Annotated in this window: 17 protein-coding genes; 5 read left to right on the top strand and 12 right to left on the bottom strand. The window is 64.0% G+C overall.

Annotated features, from left to right (window positions below; genetic code table 11):
• Positions 1-402 precede the first annotated feature (402 nt).
• Positions 403-3,846 (top strand): DUF4981 domain-containing protein, encoded by a 3,444-nt coding sequence (locus GXP39_18815; GenBank protein NOZ30088.1) that lies wholly within the window; start codon positions 403-405, stop codon positions 3,844-3,846.
• Positions 3,847-4,174: 328 nt separating this feature from the next.
• Here the strand turns inward: GXP39_18815 and GXP39_18810 are convergent, their stop codons facing one another.
• Entirely contained in the window at positions 4,175-5,119 is a 945-nt protein-coding gene (locus tag GXP39_18810) for an amidinotransferase (protein NOZ30087.1), read from the bottom strand.
• Between the two features lie 758 nt (positions 5,120-5,877).
• On the opposite strand from GXP39_18810, the gene acs reads away from it, so the two are divergent.
• Positions 5,878-7,773, top strand: a complete 1,896-nt coding sequence (gene acs, locus GXP39_18805) for an acetate--CoA ligase (protein ID NOZ30086.1) — start codon at positions 5,878-5,880, stop codon at positions 7,771-7,773.
• Positions 7,774-7,825: 52 nt separating this feature from the next.
• Here the strand turns inward: acs and GXP39_18800 are convergent, their stop codons facing one another.
• The 3 genes from GXP39_18800 to GXP39_18790 form a co-directional block, all read right to left on the bottom strand.
• On the bottom strand, positions 7,826-9,355 hold the full coding sequence (locus GXP39_18800; GenBank protein ID NOZ30085.1) for a HAMP domain-containing protein: 1,530 nt from the start codon (positions 9,353-9,355) through the stop codon (positions 7,826-7,828).
• Positions 9,345-10,040 carry a response regulator transcription factor gene (locus GXP39_18795; GenBank protein NOZ30084.1) on the bottom strand — a complete coding sequence of 232 codons (696 nt, stop codon included), beginning with the start codon at positions 10,038-10,040 and terminating at the stop codon, positions 9,345-9,347. The genes GXP39_18800 and GXP39_18795 overlap by 11 nt, the downstream gene beginning before the upstream one ends.
• Before the next feature lie 93 nt (positions 10,041-10,133).
• Positions 10,134-10,643, bottom strand: a complete 510-nt coding sequence (locus GXP39_18790) for a hypothetical protein (protein NOZ30083.1) — start codon at positions 10,641-10,643, stop codon at positions 10,134-10,136.
• Positions 10,644-11,167: 524 nt separating this feature from the next.
• Between GXP39_18790 and GXP39_18785 the strand changes: the two genes are divergently transcribed.
• Genes GXP39_18785 through GXP39_18775 form a run of 3 tightly spaced genes read left to right on the top strand, consistent with a single transcriptional unit; the run spans position 11,168 to position 14,815 of the window.
• Positions 11,168-12,034, top strand: a complete 867-nt coding sequence (locus tag GXP39_18785; protein NOZ30082.1) for a xanthine dehydrogenase family protein subunit M — start codon at positions 11,168-11,170, stop codon at positions 12,032-12,034.
• Positions 12,035-12,047: 13 nt separating this feature from the next.
• Positions 12,048-12,542: a (2Fe-2S)-binding protein gene (locus GXP39_18780; GenBank protein NOZ30081.1), complete on the top strand. Its 495-nt coding sequence runs from the start codon at positions 12,048-12,050 to the stop codon at positions 12,540-12,542.
• Entirely contained in the window at positions 12,539-14,815 is a 2,277-nt protein-coding gene (locus tag GXP39_18775; GenBank protein ID NOZ30080.1) for a xanthine dehydrogenase family protein molybdopterin-binding subunit, read from the top strand. The genes GXP39_18780 and GXP39_18775 overlap by 4 nt, the downstream gene beginning before the upstream one ends.
• Before the next feature lie 117 nt (positions 14,816-14,932).
• Here GXP39_18775 and GXP39_18770 read toward each other — a convergent pair whose 3' ends face one another.
• From GXP39_18770 to GXP39_18735, 8 genes are all read right to left on the bottom strand, one after another.
• Positions 14,933-15,706, bottom strand: a complete 774-nt coding sequence (locus GXP39_18770) for an aldo/keto reductase (protein NOZ30079.1) — start codon at positions 15,704-15,706, stop codon at positions 14,933-14,935.
• 60 nt (positions 15,707-15,766) lie between these two features.
• Complete coding sequence (locus GXP39_18765; protein NOZ30078.1) at positions 15,767-16,186, bottom strand: hypothetical protein; 420 nt, start codon at positions 16,184-16,186, stop codon at positions 15,767-15,769.
• Positions 16,187-16,255: 69 nt separating this feature from the next.
• Complete coding sequence (locus GXP39_18760; GenBank protein ID NOZ30077.1) at positions 16,256-17,011, bottom strand: hypothetical protein; 756 nt, start codon at positions 17,009-17,011, stop codon at positions 16,256-16,258.
• Between the two features lie 18 nt (positions 17,012-17,029).
• Positions 17,030-17,461, bottom strand: a complete 432-nt coding sequence (locus GXP39_18755; GenBank protein NOZ30076.1) for a hypothetical protein — start codon at positions 17,459-17,461, stop codon at positions 17,030-17,032.
• Between the two features lie 23 nt (positions 17,462-17,484).
• Positions 17,485-18,483 (bottom strand): zinc-dependent alcohol dehydrogenase family protein, encoded by a 999-nt coding sequence (locus GXP39_18750; GenBank protein ID NOZ30075.1) that lies wholly within the window; start codon positions 18,481-18,483, stop codon positions 17,485-17,487.
• Positions 18,484-18,491: 8 nt separating this feature from the next.
• Positions 18,492-19,469, bottom strand: a complete 978-nt coding sequence (locus GXP39_18745) for a sugar phosphate isomerase/epimerase (protein NOZ30074.1) — start codon at positions 19,467-19,469, stop codon at positions 18,492-18,494.
• 32 nt (positions 19,470-19,501) lie between these two features.
• A complete protein-coding gene (locus GXP39_18740) occupies positions 19,502-21,700 on the bottom strand; it encodes a PQQ-binding-like beta-propeller repeat protein (protein NOZ30073.1) in 2,199 nt (732 codons plus the stop codon).
• Positions 21,701-22,192: 492 nt separating this feature from the next.
• Positions 22,193-23,047, bottom strand: a complete 855-nt coding sequence (locus GXP39_18735; GenBank protein ID NOZ30072.1) for an MBL fold metallo-hydrolase — start codon at positions 23,045-23,047, stop codon at positions 22,193-22,195.
• Positions 23,048-23,362: the final 315 nt, after the last annotated feature.

The following is a 23,362-nucleotide window of genomic DNA, read 5'->3' as shown; positions in this document are numbered from 1 at the left end:
TCCGTCCTCATGGCCGTCCTATGGAAAATCATTTTCTTGAGAAAATAATAATCTAAATATTTCTGTTTGTCAAATTGAGAGAGTGGCGGGGGCCAGATATCAGGCGAGGAAGATGGGGGTGTATCTTTTTCGATGGAAAGCGGAGCGATCCGCTAACCGGAACCTCCCTTTCCTTGGGTGGCTTGCTCAGAGGCCGCCCGCCGGGGAGCCCCGAGGCTCAGCGCTCGGGGCTCCCCTCTTGCTGTCCATGACGAATGTTGGGGCGCCCTGGGGCGTCGGGAGCGGGTCCGTTTCTTGGCTACTTCGCCCTCCTGGGGTAAGATTCATCTGTCTCCGACTGCCATACTGGCAATATCGTTTGTCTTCAGCACCGTTACAGATGCAGAGCAGGGAGGAACTTGTATGTCACTCGAGCGGCTTCCCGATTGGCAGAACCATCTGGTCGTTGGACGAAACAAGGAGCCGGCGCATGTGCCTCTGGTGCCCTATCCGGATGAGGCCTCGGCTCTGAGGGCGGACCGCTACGCATCTCCGTATCTCAAGCTGTTGAATGGCCCATGGAAGTTCTTCCTGGCCCCGAACCCGGCCTCCACCCCCGGGGACTTCTACAGGCCCGACTTCGACGTGAGCGGGTGGGACACCATCATGGTGCCGGGGAACTGGCAACTTCAGGGGTATGATGTCCCCATCTACGTCAACGTTCAGTATCCCTTCCCCATCGATGACCTGCCTCGGGTGCCGGAGGACGACAACCCGACGGGGTGCTATCGGCGCACCTTTACCATCCCGGAGGGATGGGACGGCCGCCAGGTCTTCATTCTCTTTGAGGGGGTGGACTCAGCGTTTCATCTCTGGGTCAACGGTGAGATGGTGGGATACAGCCAGGGGAGCCGGCTGCCGGCCGAGTTCAATATCACTCGCTACCTGCGCCCCGGCGAGAACACGCTGGCCGTGCGGGTATATCGCTGGTCGGATGGCAGCTACCTGGAAGACCAGGATTTCTGGCGGCTGAGCGGTATCTATCGGGATGTCTACCTGTGGGCGGCGCCGTCCGTCCATGTGCGTGACTTTCGGATCGTGACCGACCTGGACGAGGCATATCGGGATGCCACGCTCCAGGTCCAGGCCAAGGTACGCAATTACGGCGAGCAGGACGCCGTTGGGCACACTGTCGAGATCATGCTCTATGATGCGGATGGGCAGCCGGTCTTTACCGAGCCCGCCTCCGCCTCTGTGGATGTGGCGGCCGGCGAGGAGAGCGTTGTCACCCTGGAGCGGGCCGTGCCCAACCCGGAGAAGTGGTCGGATGAGCATCCCTACCTATACACGGTGGTGATCACACTCAAGGATGCGGCCGGGCAGGTCCTGGAGATCGAGAGCAATCGGGCCGGGTTCCGCAAGGTCGAGTTGAAAGAGGGGCAGATCCACGTCAACGGGAAGCCTATCCTCATCAAGGGCGTGAATCGACACGAGCACGATCCCGATACCGGGCACACGGTCACTGTGGAGTCCATGATCCAGGACATCGTGCTGATGAAGCGGTTCAACATCAACGCCGTGCGCACGTGTCACTATCCTGACGACCCTCGCTGGTACGATCTGTGCGATCAGTACGGCATTTACATCTTCAACGAGGCCAACATCGAGTCCCATGGCGTCTGGGACAAGCTGGCCAAGGACCCGACGTGGAAGACGGCCTTTATGGAGCGGGGGATCCGCATGGTGGAGCGGGACAAAAATCACCCCTGCGTCATCGTGTGGTCGCTGGGTAATGAGTCCGGCTACGGGCCCAATCACGACGCCATGGCCGATTGGATCCACGAGAACGATCCCACCCGGCTGGTGCACTATCACCCGGCCGAGGACGCGCCCATCGTCGACGTGCTGGGGCCGATGTATCCCAGCGTGGATCGGATCATCGAGATGGCTCAGGACCCAAACGAGACGCGTCCGGTGGTCATGTGCGAGTACGCCCACTCCATGGGCAACAGCACGGGCAATCTGAAGGAGTATTGGGAGGCGATTGAGAGGTACCCACGCTTGCAGGGTGGCTTCATCTGGGACTGGGTGGATCAGGGATTGCGCCGGGTGACGGAGGATGGCCAGGAGTGGTTCGCCTATGGCGGTGACTTCGGCGACGAGCCCAACGATGGGAACTTCTGCATCAATGGGCTGATCTGGCCCGACCGCAGGCCGCATCCGGGGCTCTGGGAGTACAAGAAGGTGCTGGAGCCGGTGAGGGTGGAGCCGGTGGACCTGGCGGCCGGGAAGATGCGCATCACCAACAAGTATCGCTTCGTCGATCTGAGTGCCCTGGACGGCTCGTGGAGCCTGGTCGCCGACGGCGAGGTATTGCAATCGGGCTCGTTACCCCGGCTGACCACGCCGCCCGGCGAGAGCGAGGAGATCACGATCCCGTTTCGGGAGCCGGTGCTGAAGCCGGGCACCGAGTATTGGTTGCACATCCGATTTGCGTTGGCCCAGGATACGCTCTGGGCCGAGCAGGGGCACGAGGTGGCCTGGGGGCAGTTCCCGGTGCCGTTTGCGGTCCCGGCCGTCCCTCCGTTCTCCGTGGCGGAGATGCCGGAGCTGGGCTTGGCGATCGATGAGGAGTCCATCCTGATCCGTGGCGAGGAGTTCTCATTATCCTTCTCCCGCCAGTCGGGCCGGATCACCTCCTGGCGATACGGTGGCCGGGAGCTTGTGTTACAGGGGCCGGCGCTCAACATCTGGCGTGCGCCCACCGACAACGATGCCAACACCTGGGGCGAGCAGCGGATGGCCATCCGCTGGCGGGAGGCCGGGCTGGATCGCCTGCGGGAGAGCGCTAAGATCGTCTGTGCGGAGCGGGTGAGCCCTCGGGTAGTTCGAGTCACCGTGCGCTCCGTCAGCGCTCCGGTGGTCGAGGGGGAGGCTCCCCGGTCGGAGCGATGGAACGAGTTCCTGAGGCAGCTGGAGGAAGGGATCGATATGGTCCTGAAAGAGGACGACCTCAGGAAGCTCTGCGGCGATCTGGGCATCGACTACGACGGCTTGTCGGGGCGAGGGAAGGTGGGCCGGATCAAGACCCTGATCGCCGAACTGGATCGCTCGGATCGCATCGGTGAGCTGTTGCAGGTGGGAGTGCCGTTGGTCGTTGATGCTGCGGGGAATGCACTACCTGGTCGGATTCGCAGAGCCCTGGAGGAGATCCGGGGGATGTCACCCGAGGAGTTGAAGCAGGCCTTCGCCGTCCATTACACAGCTCGCTTTGATTGCGCGTATACGTACACGGTCTACGGGAGCGGGGATGTCGTGCTGGACACCCATGTGATGCCGAGCGGAGATCTGCCGCCGCTGCCTCGGGTGGGCCTGCGGATGACGCTGCCCGGCGGATATGAGCGGTTCACCTGGTACGGCCGCGGCCCGCACGAGACCTATGCCGATCGCAAGCTGGGGGCGAAGGTGGGTGTCTACGACGGCACGGTGGACGAGCAGTATGTGCCGTACATCATGCCGCAGGAGAACGGGAACAAGACGGACGTGCGCTGGGTGGCGCTGAGCGATCGCCAGGGGGTTGGCCTGCTGGCCGTGGGGATGCCGTTGCTCAACGTCAGCGCCCATCACTTCACGGCGGAGGACCTCACCGAAGCGCGTCATACATACGAGTTGAAGCGCCGGGATGAGATCACACTGAACCTGGATCACGCCCAGTGCGGGCTGGGGAACGGAAGCTGCGGCCCGGGCGTCTTGCCCCAGTACCTTTTGGAGCCACGCGAGTATCGTTTCCGGGTGCGGTTTCGGCCGTTCCTATGGCATGTGGCCTCGCCGATCACGTTGAGCAAGCAGCGGATCGGCGAGGGGTAGGGGATCGGCTGCGTTCAAGGTGACTCGTCGATAGCGGCGGACTGGGCGGCATCGTCCGGTCCACCGGCTCTTATTGGTCTTCGCATGGTAAAAGGAACAAGCGACTGCGTCATTTGTTTCGGATAAGTTGTAGGAGCAACTTGATGGGTGCTCCCTCTGGTTTGGCCCTTTGGGTAGCGAAGGGCACTGCCCTTCGCTACCCAGATATAGGGGGATATCACAAAAGAGGGGAGGCTCCCTCCACACCTCTCCCTGTGGGGCTGATCGCTGCGGGAGCTCCTCAGGCATCTTATCGGTTAAATTCTCAGACACGCTCTTGGAGGACTGCTCACGTCTGGGCGGGGGAGCGTTCCAGGATCCCGCCGATGGAGCCCGCCGCCTTGCCGAGTTCATCGACCTCGACGGTGACACAGGTGATCCCTGCATCCTCGAAGAAGGCCTGGGTGCGGGGATTCCCCGCGGGCATCAGGATCCGCCGGGGGCCCAGGGTGACGAAGTTCAGCGCCTTTCCCCGGACGACCTCCTCCTCATCGGGGGCGAAGAGCACCCGGTATCCGTGCTCTCGGAGCGTATCCACGGCCGCGTAGGGGATGCGCCCCCGCCAGCCGATGGCGAGGTCTCGATCGGCGAAGCGAAGGGTTCCCATCAGATGCATGGCCCCGTAGGAGAGATCGACCTGGATCACCTGCACGCCCATCTCCGCCAGCAAGCTGGCGACCTGGGCGGCGCCCTCTGCGTTGGTGCGCAATCCTCTTCCGAGCAACATCGTCTGGGGATCGACCCACGCGGCATCGGCCCCCTCGAAGGTGCCCGTCCCTCGTATCGTGCGCAGGATCGGAATCCCCAGCGCGGCCAGCCGTGCCGCGACGAATCGCTCCTCGCCCGCGCGAACCGTCGAGGCCGGGCGGCCTACGATGGCGCCTTCGGGCGTCATGAACATGAGATCGGCGATGAACATCTGATTCGGCTTCGGCGTCTCCGAAGGCTCGACGTAGTGGACGGTCACCCCGGCATCGCGATAGGCCTGTGCCATCGCGTCGTGCTGTGCTGTGGCTTTAGCGATGTCCAGTGGCTCTAACATCTGCGCCTGATTGGGATCGGACACCCCCTCCAGCTCCGTCCCCGGGCGGTGTAGCAGGACCGCCTTGAGAGGGGCCCACTCCGTGGAGACGCCGCATTGCGCCCACACTTGCCCGATCTCCTGGCGAAGCGATGTCGTTCGCGGGGACCATCCCTCGCCGCCATAGGCCGCCGTTGCGAATATGGTTCCCATGGGTTCCTCCGTGTGTTGTCGATGTGAGGGCAGTCGGGGAAGTGCTCTCCGATGGTGGCCCATCATACCATGCGTGTCGTCCGACGCAAGTCATTTCCCTGGTCGTTAACCGGTAGAAAACGGCCCTCATCCCCCAGCCCTGAGAATGTGTCTGAAGAACACACCACGAAGCCACTAGGACACCAAGGGGAGTGTCAAAGCTCGTAAGCTCTCCATAGTGCACTTCCGCCTTCTCTATCCTAGGGTCTGAGAGTGTATCTGAGAAACGCCGTTGCTTCTGCTGTAGGGAGGCCCGAGGAGGAGACCTCCCCTCCACACCTCCCCCTGTGGAGCTGGTCGTTGAGGGGACCCTCAGGCACCTCGCCGGTAAACTTTCGGACACGCTCTTAGAGTCTTAGTGCCTTCGTGGTTCCCATCGCGTTTTTCAGACACGCTTTGAAAAGGCCTTGGTTCGCCTGGAAAACGGGCTTGTCACGGGATGGATTTCGTATTACAATTGCAGAAGCCATGTTCAGTTGTGCATCTGTGATAGCCCGCATGCGTTCGTCGGGTGCGAGCGGCGGGCTAGATAGGGCTTTCGTGGTCCTCGTATAACGGCGTCGTAGCCGACGTCCCCTGGCCATCGTTGGCAGCTCTCCCCCAATCCCTTCCCCTGGGACGACATCGTTCTCTTGCATTCCGAGGCGACCCCATGGGCATGGCGACGGGCAATACGTGTCCGTACGCCTGGAGTCAGTTCACATCTGGGAGGTCATAAGATGACGGATCGGCAGTTTGTGGATGGTGAGGTGGTCTTTCCTTCCGAGGAGGTTGTGGCCCGGGCGCGCCTGAAGGACTGGGACGCGATGGCCCGGCGCGCGGCTGAGGACCTCGAAGGCTTCTGGGCGCAGGAGGCCGAGGAGCTGGAGTGGTATCGGAAGTGGGACAAGGTGTTGGACGACAGCGAGAAGCCCTTCTATAAGTGGTTTACCGGCGCCAAGGTCAACATCGTTCACAACTGCCTGGATCGATACCAGAAGAGCTGGCGGCGGAACAAACTGGCTTTGATCTGGATTGGTGAGCCGGGAGATGTGCGGACCTACTCCTATTATGCCCTCAATCGGGAGGTGAACCAGTTTGCCAACGTTCTCAAGGCCATGGGGATCCAGAAGGGGGATCGCATCACCATCTACATGCCTCGTGTGCCCGAGATCGTGATCGCCATGCTGGCCTGTGCCAAGATCGGCGCGGTGCACTCCGTCGTCTACGGTGGGTTCAGTGTAGATGCGTTGCAGGGGCGGATCGAGGACTCGCAGTCCCGCATGGTGATCACGGCCGATGGCGGATGGATGAATGGCAAGATCGTCGAGTTAAAGCGCATGGTGGACGAGGCCCTGAAGCGTTGCCCCTCGGTGGAGACGGTGATCACGGTGCGGCGCACCGGGCATGAGGTCCGCATGGAGCCCGGCCGGGATTACTGGTATCATGACCTGATCGGGCTTCCCATCGCTACGGGGAAATGCCCGACGGAGCAGTTGGACGCCGAGGATCCTCTGTTCATCCTGTACACCTCCGGCACGACTGGGGTCCCCAAGGCGATCCTGCACACCCACGGCGGATACATGGTGGGGATCTACACCACGCTCAAGTACGTCTTCGATATCCAGGATGAGGATCGGTGGTGGTGTGCGGCGGACCCGGGGTGGATCACCGGCCACTCCTACATCGTCTACGGCCCTCTGTTGAACGGAGCCACCACCTTCATGTACGAGGGGGCGCCCACGTATCCCTATCCGGATCGCTGGTGGGCGCTGATCGAGAAGTATGGGATCACCATCCTGTACACGGCTCCCACGGCGATTCGGGGCCTGATGCGCTTCGGCGAATCATGGCCCAATCGCCATGATCTCTCCTCCCTGCGTCTGCTCGGCTCGGTAGGGGAGCCCATCAACCCGGAGGCCTGGCGGTGGTACTACGAGGTAATCGGCGGGGGGCGATGCCCCATTATGGACACCTGGTGGCAGACGGAGACGGGGATGTTCATGATCACGCCGACGCCGGTGGTGCCTCTCAAGCCTGGCTCCGGCACCCGGCCCTTCTTCGGACAGGAGGCGGAGATCGTGGATGAGGATGGGAACCCGGTGCCGGATGGCGAGGAAGGCTACCTGGTGCTGAAGCGCCCCTGGCCTGCCATGATGCGCACCATCTACAAAGACCCTGATCGCTATGTGAGCCAGTATTGGAGTCGGTTCCCCGGCAAGTACATGACCGGCGATTCGGCCAAGCGGGATCGGGACGGGTATTTCTGGATCATCGGCCGTGTGGATGATGTGATCAAGGTGTCGGGGTATCGATTGGGGACGGCGGAGATCGAGAGCGCCCTGGTCAGCCATCCCGCCGTCGCTGAGGCGGCCGCCATCGGCCTGCCGCATGAGGTCAAGGGCCAGGCGATCCATGCCTACTGCATCCTGCGCACCGGCTATGAGCCCTCGGAGAGGCTGGCCGAGGAGCTGCGACAGCATGTGCGAGAGCATATGGGGCCCATCGCCCGGCCTGAGAAGATCCACTTCGTGGATAAGCTCCCCAAGACCCGCTCTGGGAAGATCATGCGTCGTGTGCTGAAGGCGCAGGCTCTGGGAATGGAGGTTGGGGACACCTCGACCATGGAGGACTGATACTTCTCAGAGATGCCACTCGCTGAATGGCAGGGTCCTGGCGCTGTCCGTGTCAGGACCCTTTCGTTTTGCGAGGGGGCGGCTCGGAGGGCTGGACTGTGGGCAGGGTGAACGATACCCGGGTGCCGTGACGGGTCCCATCGGGGCGGGTGAAGACGGGGCTCTCCGCCCACACCCGGCCGCCGTGAGCTTCCACCAGGTGTTTGACGATGGCCAGACCCAGCCCGGAGCCGCCGCTGGCTCGCGTCCGGGATCGATCGGCCCGATAGAAGCGGTCGAACACGTGTGGCAGATCCTGGGCCGCGATGCCCGGCCCGTCGTCCGTGACCTGCACGATCACGCTTGCGTCGGGATCTCCGGGCGTCCCCTCCGTGAAGGCTCGGATGGTCACCCGGCCGCCTGGCGGCGCGTACCGCAGGGCGTTGCTCACCAGGTTGCCGATCACCTGATGGATGCGGTCGGGATCGACGAACACAGGGGGAAGATCGGCGGACACATCGATCTCGAATCGGATGCCCTTCTCTTGCGCCCGTGGCTGCATCAGCTCCGCCACTTTGCGGACCAGCCTGTCCAACTTTGCCTCGCCGCGCTCCAGCTTGAGCTGGCCGGCTTCGGCCAGGGATAGCAATCTTAGGTCCGCCACCAGGCGTCCCAGCAGCAGCGTTTCCTCGTGGAGGGAGGCGATCTGTTCCGCGTTGGTGGGGAGGACGCCGTCCAGCATGGCCTCTAGGTTGCCCTGGATCACGCTGATGGGCGTGCGGAGCTCGTGCGCGATGTCGGCCATCAGGTGGCGGCGTTGCGTCTCCGCCCGGGCTAGGCTTTCGGCCATGGTGTTGAAGGCTTGGGCCAGCTCACCCAGCTCGTCCTGGGACCGGACGGGGACCCGATGGCTCAGGTCGCCTGAGGCGATGGCCTGAGCGGCCGCTTTCAGCCGGCGGATGGGGGCGGTGAGCTGGAAGAAGAGCGCTGCTCCCAGGATCAGGGCCACGATGCTGGCCGCCAGCCCGGCCAGCAAGAGGGATCGGTTGACGGATTGGAGGAACTGCCCGGCCGGGGTGGTCACATCCGGGGTGGCCAGTGAAGCCGTGATGATCGTGCCCACCCGGCGGCCGTCCACGAGGATGGGAACCCCCGCCGTCAGCTCCTGGGGGGAGAGCGTTCGTCCGATCCACTCCCCGGCCGTATCGGCGACGACGCGTCCCTGCTCGTCGGCCAGGATGAGCCGTTGCCCCATCATGGCCCACATGTTCAGCCCATCCTCTCGGTCCCACTGCCCGCCCATCATGCCACGCCCCATCATCTCGCCCATCATGCCGGGGCCCATCATCATGCCCGAATGGGGCATCATCGCCCCCATGGAGCTTTGCAGCGCCGCCTCGACACCCTCCCAACCCCCGGTGCGGGCGTAGTAGTCGGCCAGGATGGGCTCCAGTTGTTGGGCCCATAGCTGGCCGCTTCGGGTCGTGTACAGGCGGAACTCGCCCGTCGTGGCTCGCCCCACCGTGATGAGGACGATGGCGGCATAGATCAGGATGATCAGGGCGAAGGCGCCGAGCAGCTTGAGGAACAGGTTACTTCGCACCGGGGTTCTCCTCCAGCTTGTACCCCACGCCGTATACCGTCACGATGTATCGGGGTTGCTTGGGGTTGGGCTCGATCTTGGCCCGCAAGTTCTTGATGTGCGCATCCACCGTTCGCTCGTATCCATCGTAGGCGCTTCCCTGGATCTGCTCCAGCAGTTGGAGTCGGGTGAAGGTTCGGCCGGGGTAGCGCGCCAGGGCGACCAGCAGATCGAACTCCGTGGGGGTGAGGTCGACCGCTTTGCCGGCGACCTCCACCGTGTGTCGGGCGAGATCGATCACGATGTCGCCGGCTCTCAGGATCTCGGGAGGGGCGATCTCCCCGGCGGCGCGTCGTAGCACCGCCCGCACCCGGGCCACCACCTCGCGAGGGCTGAACGGCTTGACCACGTAGTCGTCGGCGCCCATCTCCAAGCCGATGAGCCGATCCACCTCCTCCGCCCGGGCGGTGAGCATGATGATGGGAACGCCGGATTCCCGCCGGATGATTTGACATACGTCTAGCCCGTCCATGCCCGGCAACATGAGGTCCAGGATCACCAGATCAGGCTTCTCGTGGCGGAAGATGCTGAGCGCCGTCGGCCCGTCTCTGGCGGTGACCACCTGGAAGCCCGCCTGTTCCAGGTAGCCCGTGACCACCTGGAGGATCTTCGGCTCGTCGTCAACGACCAGGATCTTCTTGGTCATCGCTATCCTCGTCCATTGGGGAGAACGTGGGAGATCCCCGGCCCTCCTCGCGGGGGGCCGGGGATCCGGACGCCGATCTGGGTCTGGCTCGTGTTAGTGATCTTCCAGCGTCCTCATGTCGATGAGATCTCCGTGCCAGGTATGATACCACACCTGTCCCGTATATCCGTTGACGCTGAGCATGCCCACAACCTCTTCGCCCTCCAGCACGTGAATGGTGTAGTAGCCGTAGAAGGGATCCGCCTCATCGGCGATGGTGGTGCCGGGCATGTATCGATCCAGATACTCCTGTGCGTACTCCAGCGCCTGTTCCGGGGTAACGGACATCTCACCGTCGGTGGTGCCTCGCCACCAGCCGCCCATCATGCCGCTCCATCCCCCCATGTGCCCGTACTTGGTGTTCCACATCATGTTCGGGCCGGGCTCGGGATACACGGCGCCCGTGTAGCGATCGACCAGGAGCTCAAAGGCGTGAATGCCGGTGCTCTCCTCTTCGACCTCGACGTAGAAATTGTTGCTGAACTCCATGATCTCGGCCAGGGTCAGGTCAGGGTTGTTGTAGGCAGCTACGTAGCGCTCTGCGCTTTCGATGGCCTGATCCATGGTGATGGGGTCTCCCGTGTTGGGGGCACCCCAACCGCCCATCCCAGGGCAGCTGCCGATGCCAGGTCCCCAATGGCCCATCATTCCAGAACCCCAGCCTCCCATCATCCCGGAGCCCCAGCTTCCCATCATCCCGGAACCGCCCCACGGCCCAGACGGCGCCCCTGGCATGGAGACGCCTCCTTGCGCCAGTGCCGTACCTGCGAGCAGTAAACTCAAGGTTACTACAGCGATGGCCGCTGTTGTGATGATGCGAGCCCGTCCTTTCATCGTATCACCTCCGTGGTTGGGTATGATCTTGGCTTGCGGGACTAGCATACCCGGGGAATGTGAAGAAGCTGTGAATGCTGCATAATAAGATCGTGAATGCGGCGGGGGCTGTCGTTGGGGGTGTCTATTGGGCGGCCGCGTTGAAGGTTTGCTTGTCAAGGCGGATGTTGCGCGCTATAATCCCGCCGTCTGGCGTGATCGGTTGTTCATCCGTTCTTGTGCGATGGGGAGGATTGAGAAAAGGGAGGGAGCTCATGCGAAAATTCGCCTATGAGGTCCCCCAGAGCCTGCAGGAGGCCTCGCAGGTTCTGCGGCACTGGGGACCCGACGCTCGTGTGTTGGCTGGTGGCACCGATTTATTGGTGCAGATCAAGGAAAGCGGTTGGGTGCCATCGTGCCTGGTGAGCCTGCGCCGTCTGGATGCCCTGAAGGGGATCCGTTGGGATGAGGGGCGCTTGTGGATCGGGGCCCGGACGACGATGAAGGAGTTGCTGGGCTCCTCGGAGGCTCGCCCCTGTACGGCGTTGCTCGAGGGCGCCGGACTCATCGGATCGCCTCAGATCCGCAGCGTGGCGACCATTGGGGGGAACATATGCAATGCGGCTCCTTCGGCGGATACCGCTCCGGGCCTCATCGCCCTGGGGGCGGAGGCCGTCATCGCCGATGGGGGGCAGCGAGTGGTGCCGGTGGAGGATTTCTTCACCGGGCCAGGGCAGACGGTGCTGCAAACCGGCGAGCTGCTGACCGGCGTGCGCATCCCCAGGCCGCCGGCTCGCTCCGGGAGCGCCTATCTGCGCCATACCCCGCGCGCCTGGATGGATATCGCGGTCGTGGGCGTCGCCAGCTATGTGCAACTGGACGAGGCGGGGCGGTGTGCGGACGTGCGCATCGCGCTGGGGGCAGTCGCCCCAACGCCGATTCGGGCGCCTCAGGCGGAGGCCATCCTCCGGGGCGAGTCCCCCACGTCCGAGGCGATCGAGGCCGCCGCCCGGCAGGCGGCGCAGGAGGCCAGGCCGATCAGTGATGTGCGTGGATCGGCCGACTATCGGCGGCACCTGGTTTATGTCTTGACCCGCAGGACGCTGCATATGGCGTTGGCCCGTGCCCAGGCGGATTCGTGAGCGAGGGGAAGCGATGACTACAAAAGCGATTGAGAAAGTTCGGGTGAGCTTTGTTGTGAACGGACGCCCAGTGACCGTGGAGACGGCGCCCCATCGCACGCTGTTGGAGGTGCTGCGGGATGATTTGGATCTGACTGGCACGAAGGAGGGGTGCGGGACGGGGGATTGCGGCGCCTGTACGGTCCACCTGGACGGTGAGGCCGTCTGTTCCTGCCTGGTGTTGGCACCGGAGGTGGATGGCCGAGAGGTGGTGACCATCGAGGGGGTGGCAGAGGATGGCCGCCTGCACCCGTTACAGGAGGCGTTCATCGAGCTCGGCGGACTTCAGTGCGGATTCTGCACCCCGGGCTTCATCATGACCGCCCTCGCCTTCCTGAACAAGAACCCGGACCCAACCGAGGCCGAGGTGCGAGAGGGGATTGCGGGCAATCTGTGTCGATGTACCGGCTATGACAAGATCGTGAAGGCGATCCTGGCGGCCAGTGATCGGATGGAGGCGGAGCGATGACCGAGTTGAAGGTGGTGGGCAAGCCGTTCCCCAGGGTGGATGCGCAGGAGAAGGTGACCGGCGAGGCGATCTTCGGCACCGACGTGAAGCTGCCGGGCATGCTGGTGGGGAAGTTCCTGGGCAGCCCGCATCCGCACGCGGAGATCGTCTCCATCGATACCAGCGAGGCTGAGAAGCTGCCGGGCGTTCACGCCGTGATCACCGCCGCCGACCTTCCTCAGAGCGACCAATACGATCCCGGCTCGCGAGCCCACGCCGTCCTGGCCCGGGATCGCGTCCTCTTCGTCGGCCAGCCGGTTGCCGCCGTCGCCGCCGAGGACCTCTCGACAGCTGAGGAGGCGCTGGCCCGGATCCGGGTGGAGTATCGCCCGCTGCCGGCCGTGCTGGACCCCGTGGAGGCGATGCAGCCGGGCAGCCCGGTGATCCAACATGGCAAGGCGGGTACCTCGGTGGAGATGGATATCCATACCCAACAGGCGGCCGGGGTGCAGACCGATGAGCCAGGTGAGGGCGGGAACGTCGTCAATCACATCCTGTTCGAGCAGGGGGACATCGAGCAGGCCTTCGCCGAGTCGGATGTGATCGTCGAGCGCCAGGTCCGCATGCCGATGGTGCATCAGGGGTACATCGAGCCGCACGCTCAGACGGCCGCATGGGATTCCAAGGGCAACCTGACGATGTGGCTCTCCACGCAGGGGCAGTTCGTCACCCAGGAGACGCTGTGCGAGGTGCTGGGGCTGGAAGCCTCGCAGGTGCGGGTGATCAGCACGGAGATCGGTGGCGGTTTTGGTGGGAAGGCGAGCCTGTTCGCCCCGCTGACGGCGGTGTTGGCCCGGAAGGCGGGACGTCCCGTGCGGCTGGTGCTGACCCGCTCCGAGGAGTTGCAGGCTGCGAATCCAGCCCCGATGGTGGTGATCGACATCAAAGTGGGGGCCAGGAAGGATGGTCGGATAACCGGCATTCGGGCGAAGGTGGTCATGGACACCGGCGCCTATCCCGGGGCTCCCATGACGGTCACGACGCTTATGTTGGGACAGCCGTACAAGTTCACCGCCATGTACATCGATGGCTATGAGGTGTTGACCAACAAACCCAGCGTCACGGCGTATCGGGCGCCGGGAGGGCCGAACGCATCGGCTGCGCTGGAGCCTTGCATCGATATGTTGGCTCGGGAGCTGGGGATGGACCCGTTGGCCTTCCGTAAGCTCAACGCCGCAGAGGAGGGGGATCTGCAACCTCACGGCCGGCCGCATCCCCGGATCGGGCTGAAGGAGGTGTTGGAGGCCATCGAGCCCGCCTGGCGAGCGCTGGCCGACAAGCCGAAGAAGACGAACGGTCGGCTACGGGGGCGCGGCGTCGCCTGCGGTGGATGGGGAGGCGGGCGAGGCCCCGGCTCTGCGCTGGTTCTGTTGGATCCGGATGGCACCTTCCGCCTGGTGACGGGCACGGTAGACCTGACCGGGTCCTTTACCAGCCTGGCGCAGATCGCCGCCGAGGGACTGGGCGTGTCGTTGTCTCAGGTGCGCCCTTACAAGGGAGACACGGCCACCGGCCCATGGGCCCCGATGAGCGCGGGGAGCCAGACCACCTACGGGCAAGGGCCTGCGGTCCTGGAGGCGGCGCTGGATGCCCGTCGCCAGGTGCTGGAGTACGCCGCCCGAGAGCTGGATGCGGACCCGGATGATCTGACGCTCACCGACGGCAGGGTTTATGTGACCGATGACCCCTCTCAGGAGATCTCCTTATCCCGGCTGTACCTGCTGACGCACGGGTGGGATGCTCGCTACGAGCCGGTGGTGGGCCGCGGGGCCGCGCCGCGCCGGAGCGAGGCGCCCGGCTATGCCGCCAGCGTGGCCGAGGTGGAGGTGGATCCGGAGACGGGTAAGGTGGTCGTGACCTATCTGGCGACGGCGCAGGACGTCGGGCAGGCGATCAATCCGCTGTCCGTGGAGGGGCAGATCCAGGGGGGCACGGCACAGAGCATCGGCATGGGGTTGTGGGAGGAGCTCGTTTTCGATGAGCGGGGGCGGCTGCTCAACCCCAACCTGCTGGACTATCGTCAGGCCACGGCGGCCGATCTCCCCATGATCGACGCCATCCTGGTGAATGTCCCGGCCGGTGATGGAGCCTTCGGGCTGAAGATCGTCGGCGAGCCCTCCATCGTACCCCCGATCGGCGCCATCGCCAACGCCATCGCCGACGCGATCGGCGTGTACATCACGGATTACCCGATCACGGCGGAACGGGTCTGGCGTGCGATGCAGGACGCCTGATCGCACGCATCGTGAAGAACGCAAAAGGGCGGGAATGCTGAGGGATCACGTTCCCGCCCTTTGACGTCTGGTGGAAGGTACTGTCTCCCGCTATCCACTCCAAAATGCGACGCGATGTCACATGCGCGACGCGCTCGCCTTCTGGCGTTGCCAGCGGGTCACGATGGCAACGTTCTGGTGGATCTCCTCCTCGTTGCACATGCCGATGGTGATGGCGCTGACGCCCGATAGGCCGAGGGCATAGGGGATCGCCCTCTCCGGGGGCAGCGCGCCGAGGCCCAACACCTTCATGCCGTAGACGGCCTTGCCGGCCGCGGCCAGCTGCTCGATGGCCGCGGCGACGGCCGACGGCGTGTCGTCCATGTTGCGCCCGTCGTAGTTGATCCGCACCAGAGCCACGTCCAGCCAGGGGGATCGGGCTGCCGCATGGATGGCATCCAGGCTGTGGAATGACGCCCCGATCGCTCGTGTGAGCCCCCGCTCTTTGGCGTGGATCAACGCCTCTATGGCTCCGGGGTATCGTTCCATCCACCGCCCGTCCGTCACATAGTGCAGCAGCACGATGTCCAGATAGTCGGTGCCCAGCTCTCGCAGATAACGGCGGATGTCTTGCTCGACCTCACGATGGGACCGGCTGGCCGTCTTGGTGGCGATGACCAGGCGGGAGCGGTCCAGCGTTTTGAGCGCTTCGGCCGCATGTGGATGGCTGCCATACTGATCGGCGAGATCCCAGAAGGTGATGCCGAGATCGTAGCCCAGGCGCAGCAGGTCCACGAGGCGTTGAAATCCGAGCCGGGTTTGGGCCGAACTGCCGGCCCAGCCGCTGGTCCCGGTCCCAAAGGCTAGCGGAGATACCCGAATTCCCGTGCTTCCCAGTTCGACCAGTTCCATCCATCTCTCCCAATCGTCCCCTTACTTCGGCCGTGTACCCAGCCCCTTTGCTCGCCTGTCTCACTCCTCGTCTGGGCCGAGAGCTCCCGGCATTTCGATGGCGACGACGTCCCCGTGCACGTCGACGATGATGCGGAAGCCCATCATGCCCAGCCAGGTTCGGGCCTCCTCCGGCAGGCCGACCTGAACCAGTTGATCGAGCTGACGATCCAGATTCCGGATGGAGGAGTCCAGCATGGCTTTGGTGAAGAGATCATCCTGGCCCAGCATGGCCATGGCGCTCTCCGTGATCAGGTCCTGGTGTGCGGTGATCTGCTCCTTCAGCCAGCGTATGACCTGCTGGTCCACGTAGCGGGCCTCCACATGGCGGCGGAAGTCGTCGTCTAGGATCACATAAAACGGTTCGTCCCCCAGATAAACCACTTCCGCCGGTTGGCCAGCCTCGTTGAAAACCAAACCTTCAAACAGGGCGTATTTCATCTCGGTCCTGTCCTTTGGCTCAGTATGGTGCGTCTCCTGCCGTCCCACTCGTTTCACTTCAGCGGCATACTATAACAGCCATTGCTCTTCCTCGCTCAGTGCCTGATCCGGCGCTTCCCCATGAGTGTCGGCCTTCGCTGTGGTGCGCGCCAGGACGCGCAGCGCCAGACGTTGTCGTCGGCCCGGCTTTCGCATGCCGCTATGGCGGAGGCGTTTGGGATCCAGCTGGAAGGCCGTGCAGTGCTCTAAAGGGATATAGGAGTCCATGATCGGGGTGGGGGCCTGTAGCTGAGTATATCCCCGTTCCCGCATCCGTCGGGCCATGTCCCGTGTGGTGATGGCTTCGACCGGCTGCACGGTCTTGTAATGGGTGCACCGGCCGTGGGTCCAGGATAGCCCCATGGAGAAGGGTTCCGTGCGCTGGGCCCCTGCGGGCTGGAAATAGCGACAGTGGCGGCAGGCATCCAGGCGAAAGTCGCATCCCGGGCACTGGATCGGCCCGGGGAGGGTGGATAGACGGCCTCGCTCGTCCACCGTCCACGCGTTGGGGACCTCGCTCTCGCAGAGAGGGCATCGGGCTGCCCGGATGTCGCTGAGGCCTATCCGTTCGGCCAGGGAGTGCATCCAGGCTTCTCGTTCATCCTCCGGGAGGCGTAAGGGGCGCTCGTAGTACCAGTATCGCAGCGGGTCGATGATGCCGAACAGGACCAGGCGGGCGGTCTCACGCTCGGGCAGGGCGAACCTCCGGGCGTCCCGCCAGGTCCATATTCCCATCAGGATCGCCCAAAGGGCTGCGAGCGCCAGGAGAACCCAGAAGACGGTCATCCCTGTCCTCCGAATCGTTCACTGCAGGGTCTGTCGGATGGCAGGTGTCAACCGGATGAGAAAGTCGTGCACGCGTTCCAGGATTAGGCCGACGACGGCCCATGCGGGCGCGTAGTCCAGACGGATCAGGCCGTGAACGTGCCAGCGGGATCGATCGCTGTAGTCCCATGGGCATGCGCCGGTCAGCCTGCGGATCATCCAGCCCGTGGCATACTCCACGGACAGGATGCCTAAGGCGTAGGTGATCGCCCGGATGGGCCATGGTCGGGTGCGTAGGGCGTTATGGGTTGGTTCGTATAGCCGGGTTGCTATCCCATAAATCGGGAACATCCACAGATATGTTCGCCCCTCCAATCGCCAACCACGCTCCTGCCCGGTGATCTTCCGCTTGATGGCGGTCCAGAGGATCTCCAGGCACCAGCCGAATATCCCGTAGCCGACGAAGCGGATCCAGGAATCGTTCACGGCCGATCTCAGGGGATTTCCAGTACGGCTGCCCCGCGGATCTCGCTGCGCTTCATCCGCTCCAGAGCCTGGTTGATCTGGTCCAGTGGATAGGTCTCCACTTCCGTGCGAATCGGGACCTTCGGCGCGATCTCCAGCAGGCCTTCCGCGTCCTCTCGCGTGCTGTTCGCGACGCTCCGGATCGTCTTCTCCCAGTAAAGCAACCCATAATCCATCTCTGGGATAGGGGTCATGTAGATGCCCGCCAGAGCCAAGGTTCCCCCCTTGCGTAACACGCGTAGCGCCTCTGGGACCAATGGGCCGGCGGGGGCGAAGATGATGCTGCTATCCACCTGTTGGGGTGGGGTATCCTCGGCGCGGCCGACCCAGGCTGCGCCCAGCTCTCGGGCCAGCTGTCGGTGCTCCTCGCTGCGGGTGAAAACGTACACCTCGCATCCCCAATGAATGGCGATCTGGATGACGATGTGAGCGGAGGCCCCAAACCCGTAGAGGCCCAGTCGCTCCCCCGGCCGGATCTCGCTCAGTCGCAGCGCCCGGTAGCCGATGATGCCGGCGCAGAGCAATGGGGCGACCTGGAGATCATCGTATCCCTCGGGCAGGGGATAGGCGAAGTTCTCGTCAACGACGGTGTACTGCGCGTAGCCACCATCTACATGCAGGCCGGTGAACTGCGCCCGTTCGCACAGATTCTCCTGCCCTCGCCGGCAGTACTCGCACTCTCCGCACGTGTGGTTCAGCCAGGGAACGCCAGCACGGTCACCCGGTTGGAAGCGGGTGACGCCCGGGCCGACCTGATCCACGATGCCCACGATCTGGTGGCCAGGGATGATGGGCAGGCGGGGCAGTCTCAACTCGCCTTCCACGGTATGCAGGTCGGTGTGACAGAGCCCGCAGGCCCGGACGCGAAGCCGAATCTGCCCCGGGCCCGGCGTAGGGTCTGGCACCTCTTCCAGGACCAAGGGGTGGGTTTCGATCGGTTGCGCTTGATGAAGGCGTGCTGCCAGCATGAGATACCTCACATACGCAGTTGTTCTGCTTCGCCGATCAGGGAGTGAAGCGTGTCCAGCGCCTCTCCCAGGTGCTCTATGTATCGGGGCTTGATCTCCATGACGAGGATGCCGTGATAGTCGGATAGGCGGGCGAATACCTCCCGGTAGGGGATGGCGCCCCAACCGGGCGGGAGGTGCAGATCGCCCTCCCCAAAGGGCAGCCGATCGGCCTCGTTGTTAAATCCGCCGTCCAGTTTGCCGAAGTTATCGTTCACATGGATATGTCGGACCCAGGGAGCGGCCTGGTGGACCGCCTGGAGGTAGTCGAATCCCACCGTGTGGGCCGCTACGTGCAGGTGCCCGATGTCCAGACACATGCCGACGGCGGGGTGGTCGATGGCGGCCAACTGCTCGATGATCGGGGGGATGCACAGCCGGGCATGATAGCGCGGCAGTTCATCGGCGGGATAGCCGTGGGCCTGGATGAGGGTATACTCCCACAGGTGTGGATCCCCGTTCTCCATGGCGATCGTCACACCCAGGTCAGCGGCGATGGGGGCCAGCGTGCGGAGAGCGGCCACCTCTCGTTCTCGCCCGGCAGCCAGCTCTCCCTCCGTGGGCAGAGCGCGCAGCCCGGCTCGTGCGGCGTCCAGCGCCTGCAGGCCGCTGTGATAGACCAGCACCGGGGCGTCGATGGCAGCGCAGAATTCCAGGCAGGCGCGCAGCGTCTCCACCTGCAGTTCGGCGGGCTCCCCGAACGCCAGGTTCAGCCGGTTGGGGGCGTGGACGGTGTATCGCAGCGGGAACTGCCGGAGGACCGCCTGTACCCGTTGCACCTGGGGATGGTAGAGCCTGCCGTTCACGATGGCGCTGACCGCATGGGCGGAGAGCTCGGCCCCCGTGAACCCCAGATCGCTGATGTGGCGGAGTGCCGCTTCCAGGCTGGCGATATGGCCGTCCCTCAGGCCGCTGCCGACGGCCAAGCTGATGGTGGTGATGTCCATAGCCGTCATCCCATGCGAGACCGTGGTAGCCGTTAGTCCTCTGCCGCAATGAGCCAGGAGGGGTCCTTCCCATCTCCCAAGACCAGGACCTGGTTGCCGTCCAAATCCCCCAGGATGATCTGCGTCTGGTCGTTGTTCTGCCTGGCCCACGCCAGCAGGCAGTCCCCTCCCAGTGTGGTGCAGCCGGGCCACCATGCCGGACCTCGATCGTACCCCCAGAAGGTGCCCGGGATCGTCCACTCCAGGCTGCCGTTGAACAGGCGGGCGCGAATCTCGCCCCACTCCGGACGTTCCTCCTGGAGCTGCACAAAGGCCAGCGCACATGCCGGTCCGTTCAGATCTGCGGCGCATCCGGGAGCCCAGGCGGGATTGGCCTCCGGCTCCGGGCTGCTTCTCCAGACGCGCTGCTGGGTGCCGTCTGGGGACATGATCCAGATGTCCGGGTTCCCATCGCGATCGGAGATGAAGGCGATGAGGCTCCCATCCGGCGACCAGGCTGGATCCCAGTTCTCCCCTTCGCTCGTGATCTGTCGGATCTCGCTGCCGTCCGCTCGGGCCAGCCATATCTGGAACTTGCCGCTGCGCGTGCTGGCGAAGGCGATGAACTCGCCGTTGGGGGACCAGGTGGGGTGCAGGTTGTAGATGTCGTTTCGATCGGTCCGGGTGATGGCGAGGGCGTTCCCGCCTTCCCTATCCATCGTCCACAGGTTGCTGGTGCCGCTGCGATAGGACTCGAAAGCGATGTGGGTGCCATCCGGCGAGCCCGCCGGATCCCAGTCGGGGGCCTCGTGTTGTGTGAGATTGCGGGGCGCCCATGCGCCGTTGGCCGGACGCGCCCAGATATCGCCATTGCCCGTCCCCGTGAACTCGTACAGTACCTCGTCGGCGGGCAGGATGCGTGTCGAAAAGGAGGGGGGCGGCACCGGCGGGGGATCGGCCACCGGGGCCTGCTCGCCAAAGACGCGCAGGTCACTGCCGGCCAGGATCACCCGGTCGGCGGCGATCGCCAGCCCGGGATACGCCGTGACGGTTACAGACCGGCTCTGCTCCATCACCCCCTGGGAGAGGACCTGTCCCGTCTCAGCATCCAGGACTGCCAGTTGCGAGCCGCCCTCGCGCTGCTCGGAGAGGTAGAGGTTGCCCCCTGCCACGGCCAGAGCCGGCACCGACCATGTGCCGGACAGCGGTGTTCGCCACACCTCCTCTCCCGTGGTCGCGTCATAGGCAAGAACGAGCTGTTCGGGGATCCGGATGCCGTATAGTTTGCCATACGCCAGGGCGATCGGGCTCTTCTCGTGGACGGGCCCCTCGCTGATGCGCCACAGTTCCTCCCCATTGGTCGCGCTTAGCGCCAGTATCCGGTCCGGATGGGCGAGGAGATAGAGGCGTTCCCCGTCGGTGAGTGCATCGACGACGTCGTCGGTCAGCTCCGGACGTGCCTCCCAGCGGGGGTCCCCCGTTGCCCAGTCCAGGGCGAGGAAGGTCTGGCGTCGCTCATAGGGGCCACGCTGTTCCGGTGGCCCGGAGCGGGTTTGTCGTGTGAAGAGGGTATCGCCCGTGGCGGCCAGGATGCGGTTGTGCCGATCCCTTTCCTCGCGATACCAGACGAGTTGCCCCGTATGCGCCTGATACAGGGCGATGGAGCCTTCGTCGTCGGTGACGGCGACCTGGCCGTTCTGGGCCGCGATCTGATAGTTGTGGCCGAAAAGCCCCGGGAGTTCCCACAGGCGCGTCAGGTTTTGCGCGTCGAACACGACGAATTTGCCGCGGAAGTAGGGCAGATGCGCCTGGGGGGAGAAGTACGTGTCTGTTGCGGAGACCACGACGGCCCCCTCGGTCAGGGCGATGGCTGCCCCCGGCACCGTACCCCTGGGGCCATACGGCCAGATGGCCGCCTGAGCGTCGATGCTCCCGGTCTCCATATCCACGCGCATGAGCCGGCCGGACGAGTCCACTACGAAAATGGCATCGGGCAGGGCGGCCACTTCCACCGGGGACACTGTGTTGTCCTCCCAGGCATGGAAGCGGAGGCGCCAGACGGGATGCACCTGTCCGGGATGAGCGCCTGGATTGAATCGTGTGCGCTCAGGACCGCCGGCGGCGCTCAGCCATCCCACATCGACGGCCGACGGTGTGATGATCTCCGCCGGTGTAGGGGTGGGAGGCGGTATGGGTGTGGGTGTGTTCGTCGGCTTTGGCGTAGGGGTGGCGGGTGGCTGTGTGATCTGCACGCTGGCGGGCTCCGGTGGAGGCGTGGGGGTCGCTCGACATGATACGAGCGCGATGGATATCGCCAGGACGTAAAGTGCGTAGAGCCATGCTCGCTTAGCGAGAGGAGTGGGCTTTCCTCTAAAGGCTTTCGTGTGTTCTTTTGTGTGTTTCATGGATTTAGGATACCCCTATTTGGCTCTGGTGTCCAGTCCTGGCGGCGCTGCCCGAGGTTTTTCAAGAATCTAACGGAGACTCTCCCCGGGCACCTCGCCTCCCCACAGCAGAAGCAACGACATTTCTCAGACACACTCTAAGGGCTCGGGCGTTACTTTAGATCTTGTAGAGGCGGCCCTCGTGGTTGCCTCAGGCGCCCACAAGAGGCGTCCCTAGGGCATGTCTAGGGATAGGAGGTGATGGCTCCATCCGTCCGAGGGGACGAGGCTCCCATGTGCCATCTACGGCGACGTGGAAGCCGCCGCTTCTGGTCTTCGTTTGTTCGCGTGCTTGGGGGGTCAGGTGGGTATCCGGGGGCGCGGGTGACGGGTGGAATGTGGCTCCTGAGCCACGGCCGAGCAGCCGGGGAAGATCGTCTCCTGGCCAGGCTCCAGGATGCGTACCTCTGTCTCTGGGGCGATGCGCGCCGCGTGGGCCAGGAAGGCGTAGGGAGGGTCCTCCAGGTAGGACCAGCGATGCCAGCCGGGGCCTGCCGGGCTCAACGTCCCCCAGTGGATCGGGATGGCCACATGAGGGCGCAGCAGGCGGAGCGCCTGAGCGGCCGTGCGCGACGAGAGGTGGCCGTTTCCTATGTAGGGGCCGAATCCGCTTACCGGCAGCAGGGCGACATCCAGAGGGTATTCCCGGCCGATGTCGGCCATCTCGTCGAATAGGTCCGTGTCGCCCGCAAAGTAGAAGGTGGCGGGGCCGCAGATCACGTAGCTGAGCACGGGGGTATTCGGGCGCGGTGGGGTGCTCAGGCCGTTGTGGGCGGCCGGCGCGGCGATCACTCGCAAGGAGCTCAGTGTGATCTCCTCCCCTGGAGCGAGCTCCTGGATAGGCTGCTTCAACCGCTTGCTTAGGTAGCCCGCGGCGCCCCGTGGGACGAGGATGGGGACATCCCGCGGCAGCATGCGCAGCGAGGGAAGGTCCGCATGGTCGTTGTGTAGGTGCGTCAGAAGCACCAAATCCGGCGGGTGTTGTCCCAACAGGCGGTTGCTGGGATTGGGAGCCCTGCGGCGCAAGTGCCACACGCGGTCCCGCAGCAACGGATCCGTGATGAGACGCCATCCGTCGATGTCGAAGAGGACGGTGGCGTGGCCGATATAGGTAATGCGACAGGGTTGGTTCTCGTTTACGGTTTTCTCTGGCATGGCGATCGCTCGTTCTCAATAGGAGACGTTTTCTGTGTTGACAGGACATTATACCATACCCATCTCAGAGAAGCCTCCTCTCGAGGCTCCCACGATAGGGCCTTTTTAAAGTCCAACGTTCATATTGGCATACATGGCGCCTGCAGGGACGGGGCAAGGTGTCGTGTCTGTATACGCATCTTCTCGGTCTCCCCTCTCCCGGGCTCGGGAGAAGGGGGTTTGGGGGATGAGGGCCGTTTTCCCTCGGTCGATGATCAGGGGAATGTCTTGCGTCGGGCGACACGTGGGGTGTTCCTACCACCCCGATTTCCATCA

Source organism: Chloroflexota bacterium (assembly GCA_013152435.1).
Lineage (GTDB): Bacteria > Chloroflexota > Anaerolineae > DUEN01 > DUEN01 > DUEN01.
Note: the sequence above shows the minus strand (reverse complement) of the source record. Positions and strands in the feature narration are given on the sequence as shown.